The 2,616-nt window shown below is 78.3% G+C and carries 1 protein-coding gene; it reads right to left on the reverse strand.

Annotated features, from left to right (window positions below; all coding sequences use genetic code 11):
* Window positions 1-64: 64 nt before the first annotated feature.
* Complete coding sequence (locus tag ACZ4MH_RS33375) at window positions 65-2,416, reverse strand: ABC transporter ATP-binding protein (RefSeq protein WP_467754843.1); 2,352 nt, start codon at window positions 2,414-2,416, stop codon at window positions 65-67.
* Between the last annotated feature and the right edge of the window lie 200 nt (window positions 2,417-2,616).

Below are 2,616 nucleotides of genomic sequence, written 5' to 3' on the forward strand. Positions count from 1 at the left end.
ACCTTCGTCTGTTCCCTTGCGGCCGCGGGCCGCTCCCTCTGAGCGCCCCGCGTCCCCTCCGGCCTCACTCGGCACCCCGCCGGGCCCCGGCGGTCTCCTCGGAGGGGGCCCCGGCCGCCGGCCCGCCCTCCGTACGGGCCGGCAGCTCCTCACCCTGTACGAGCAGGTCGGCCAGCGCGCGCCTGCGGCGCCGCGTGACGGGCATCCCCTGCGGCACCGGAATCCCCTCCGGCACGCCGCCGCGCTCGCCCGGCGCGAACCCGTCCTGCCCGGGGCCCGCGGGCTGCCCCGCGCCCTGGCCGTGGGCCCAGCCGGGGACGTTCCCGGCGCCGGACGGCGACGGCAGCCGCGGCGCCGCCACGGGCGTCAGCCCCTCCGGCCGTCCCGCCGCGGGGCGCTCCCCCTCGGCCCGCGCCCGCTCCGGCCGCGTCCCCTCCTGGCGGGTCCCCTCCTGGCGCGGCCCGTGGCCGATCGCCCGCCGCGGCCGCGCGGCGCCCGCCCCGGCCGGCGGTTCCCCCGCCACGACCGGCTCCCCCGCCGGCTTCCCCGCCGGCAGTTCCCCCGCGGGCCGGCGAACCTTCAGCCGGGCCGTCGGAACGTCCTCCACCCGCCGGGGCCGCGGCCGGTCCTCCCCCCGGTCCTCCAGCTCCGGCGCCGCCTCGTCGTCCGGGCCGAAGAGGGCCCGGTAACGCCGGTCCTTCCAGAGCGCCTCGTGCGAGGCCAGAGCCCGGATGCGGCCCGCGTGGAGCCAGGCGACCAGGTCGGCGCGGGCCGCGGTGGCGGCGCGGTGCGCGATGATCAGACGGGTCCCGGCGCGTACGTCGCGCAGCAGCGCGCGGCCGACGCGGAGTTCGGTGACCGTGTCGAGGCTCGACGTCGCGTCGTCCAGGATCAGCAGCCGCTCGGCGTGCGCGAACGCACGGGCCAGGCCCAGGCGTTGCACCTCCCCGCCGGACAGCGGCACATCGGCGCAGGGCGTGGCGTACCCCTCGGGCAGCCGCCGGATGAAGGAGGCCGCGCCCGCCGCGTGGGCCGCCGCCTCCACGTCGCCCGGACCCGGCTCGTACACCCCGTACGCCACGGTGTCGTGGACCGTGTCGCCCAGCAGCGCGGGCCGTTCGAAGGCGTAGCCGATCGAGCGGCGCAGCGCGTAGTGGCTGAGGCGGCGCAGCGGCTCGCCGTCCAGCAGTACCTCGCCCGCGTCCGGTTCGGTCAGCCGCCCGGCGACCGCGGCGAGCACGGACTTGCCGGTGCCGGAGCGGCCGACGACGGCCATCGTGCAGCCTGCCGGCACCGTCAGGTCGAGCCCGTCCAGGACGGTGTGCCCGGCCTTCCGTACGGTGATGCCGCGCAGTTCGAGCGCCCCCGCGCACGTCCCGGCGCCCGTTTCCGTACGCGCGCCTGTTTCCGTACCCGCGCCCGCCTTCTCCGGTACGGCCTCGCCCGCCGCCTCCCGGTCGCCGTACTCGATGGCGGGCAGGTCCTGGAGCTCGGTGAGCCTGCGGGCCGCGGCGCGGCTGTGCACCAGGCCGTTGAGGTGGCCGACGAGCATGCCGACGCCGGCCGCGAGCACGGCGTACCGGGAGGCGGCGAGCAGGTCGCCGACGCTGAGGGCGCCACTGAGCAGCCGCAGCCCGCCGACGGCGAGCACCGCGATCTGCAGCAGCGGGACCAGCGCGGCGGCCTGGGCCGTGGACCGGCCCTGCACCCGCCACATGCGGTGGCCCTGGCGGGAGAGCGCGGGCAGCGGCGTGAGGATGCGGGCGGCCTCGCGCTCGTGGCTGCCGGCGGCGGCGATGGTGCGGGCGCCGCCGATCGCTTCGAGCAGGCGCCCCGCGATGTCGCCCTGTATCCGCTGGTACTGCGCCACGCAGTCCCCCGTCTCGCGGACGAAGGCGCGCATCAGCAGCGCCAGCAGCGGCAGTCCGACGACGAAGGCGGCCGCGGTCCACGGGTCGAGCAGGGCCAGCGCCACCAGCGCGCCGACCGGCGTGAGCGCCGTCGCGGCGGTGGCGGCCAGCGCGGTGGGCGCGGTGCCGGCCGTGCCGGCGTTGCCGACGATGCGCGACACCAGGTCACCGGGCTCGTGGCGGTCGGTCGCCGCGGGCCCCGCTGCCAGTACGCCGCGCAGCGCCCGGCGCCGCAGCCAGGCGGTGGCGCGGGCGTCCGTCGTGCCGGTGAGCAGCCCGTCCAGCGCGCCGATGAGGATGAGCAGGGCGGTGAGCCCGGCGCAGGCGAGCAGCCACGGCTGCGCGGGGCGGCCGTCGAGCAGCAGGTCGAGCGTGTGGCCGAGGGTGGCCGGGAGGGCGAGACCGACCGCGGCGCCACCGGTGGTGAGCAGCAGGACTGCCGAGGCCCGGGGGGCGCTGTGGCGCAGCGCGCCGAGCAGCAGCCGGTCGGCGGGTTTGGCGGTCACGGGTTCTTCCTCCCAGACGGAGTCTCGCGGACGGGGGGGTGCGGTGAGCTGTACCTGACAGGCGAAGAAGCGGAGCTGTGGGGGTGGTGGGGGGGGGGGGGGGGGAAAGAGAAAAAAAAAACCCCCCCCCCCCCCCCCCCCCCCCCCCCCCCCCCCCCCACACCCACACAGACTTCTCTGTTTCTCCCCCCACCCCCCCC

The organism is Streptomyces sp. NPDC026301, from assembly GCF_055567935.1.